Genomic DNA, 1,915 nt, shown 5'->3' on the forward strand with positions numbered 1-1,915 from the left:
CCCTCCGCGGTCCAGCAATTCACTCCTCAGATGGTGGAAGGGGCTCCTACGCAGGAAGCCCCGCCTGTTCGCCCACTGGGCGTGGATCACCAGTTTCTGACGGACTGGATGAGACGAGCGCAGTGACGGGAGACTGTCACGCTGCGTTCTGTGGGGGCCCGGGGGTGAGATCCCCCCGGGCTACCCGGCGGAGTTCGCCGAGGCCTGGGGCGCCCGTTATCCGGCGATCGTCAGGTTGTGAGAGAACGCCTGGGCCGARTTCACGCCGTTTCTGGCCTTCGACGCGGAGATCCGCAGGGTGTTCTGCTCGACCAACGCGATCGAGAGCGTCAACGCCCGGATCCGCCGCCGCGCGGTCCGGGCCCGTGGGCACTTCCCGAACGAGACCGCCGCGCTGAAGTGCATCTACATGGCGGTCATGAGCCTCGACCCGACTGGTCAGGGCCGTAAGCCAGGGCTCCGGCGAGGTAGCTCACCGCTTTGATCCGCTACAGGCTGTGACGAGCAGGTCGAGTGCCGCGTGGCGATCGGCGGCGACGTCCTCCAGGGTTTCCTTGATTTTCCTCCTGCCGTTGAGGCGGAGGATTCCGATGGTCAGGTTCCGGAGGCTCGCGAAAGCCTGATTCGTGTTCCCGGTATAGATCGGATCGTCGTCCTCACGCCAGGCAGTGTCGCGAATGTAGTGGATCTCGTTCTCGATGCCCCATTGGCCGCGGACGTGGGAGTGGAAGTATGACGCTGTGGCGTGCGTGCCCGTAGCGCTGGTGAGGGCGAGGGCGTATTCGCGGGTGAGGCGAACTCCGGTGAGGTCGAACTCGTCTCGCCGGATGATGGCCGCCTTGTTGACATGTGGGAACTCGATGCCGTCGGCTTTCGTAGTCCAGGTCTGCCAGTTTTTGATCCGGCCGTGTCCGCGTTCCTGGACCTCGTGGTGGGCTGGTTCCTGGAGAAGCGGAAGGACCCGTTCGAATGTCTGCCTTTTGAGGGTCGGGCGATTCCCCTTCACCGTCATCACGTAGTCCATTCCGTGCTTGACGATGTCCTTTGCGGTGTCGTCCTGCGTATGYGCCGCGTCGAGGGTCACGGTCGGATGTCCTGGCATTTCCGGAAGCTGGTCGAGCAGATTTTCGACCTGGGTGATCTCGTTGGTGTCGTCGGGGATACGGATCTGTCCGATGACGAGACCCCTGCCGTGGATCATCGCGGCGAGTAGCTTGACCTGTGTCTTCTCATCTACCCAGGCGCCACGCATGACCTTGCCATCGACCGCGATGGTGATATGCTCCCCGTTCTCCCAGGTGGTCTGCGCGAACAGCCAGCAACCGATGCGGGCGTCCAGTGCCGCGACGTCGATGACCTGGAGGACCCTGCGGATCGTCTTCTCGCTGGGTACTCGGTACCGTCCGAGGAAGTGATCGTAAGGTGCTCCCAGCCGGGCCAGTAGGGGCTGAKGGATTCTCGCCGCCCAGCGGCCGATCTCACTGASGCGCTTTGCGCCGGTCATCGTCGAGACAAGCGAGGTCGACAGGATGTACCGCAGGYTRTAGATCRCTCCCTTCGCCTTACGTGGGTCGGGAATTTCGCCGAGCATCGCGAGCAGGCTGGAGATGTCGAGCTGCTCGCAATCGACAGGCTCGTTGGACATGCAGGGGTCAGGCTGGCATGATGTCACGTGGTGGCCTTCTGTCTTGGGGGTTTGTTTGGTGGTACTTACATTGTCCCAAGCGGAAGGCCACTTCTTTCTCAACGGGGAGCCTGCATCCCGTCAAGCATTTCCAGATAATCGCGTGCCCAGTGACGCCAAATGCGCCGTCGAATCACGGTCGGCGCCAGGTCAAGTTGCTATGGCACGAATCCACGACGAGCTTTAGCGACAATCAATCGCCCATCGGATGCCCAGAAGTGATCACCAGGC

At 62.3% G+C, this 1,915-nt stretch carries 1 protein-coding gene and 1 pseudogene; one reads left to right on the top strand and one right to left on the bottom strand.

Features of this window, described 5'->3' with window-relative positions:
• Window positions 1-190: 190 nt before the first annotated feature.
• Window positions 191-484: pseudogene (locus CcI156_RS23670) on the top strand (transposase); the annotation flags it as partial.
• Here CcI156_RS23670 and CcI156_RS23675 read toward each other — a convergent pair.
• Window positions 473-1,747 (bottom strand): ISAs1 family transposase, encoded by a 1,275-nt coding sequence (locus CcI156_RS23675; protein ID WP_254847595.1) that lies wholly within the window; start codon window positions 1,745-1,747, stop codon window positions 473-475. The pseudogene CcI156_RS23670 and the gene CcI156_RS23675 overlap by 12 nt on opposite strands.
• Window positions 1,748-1,915: the final 168 nt, after the last annotated feature.

This window comes from Frankia sp. CcI156 (assembly GCF_001983015.1).
In the GTDB taxonomy this organism is placed as follows: Bacteria; Actinomycetota; Actinomycetes; order Frankiales; family Frankiaceae; genus Frankia; species Frankia casuarinae.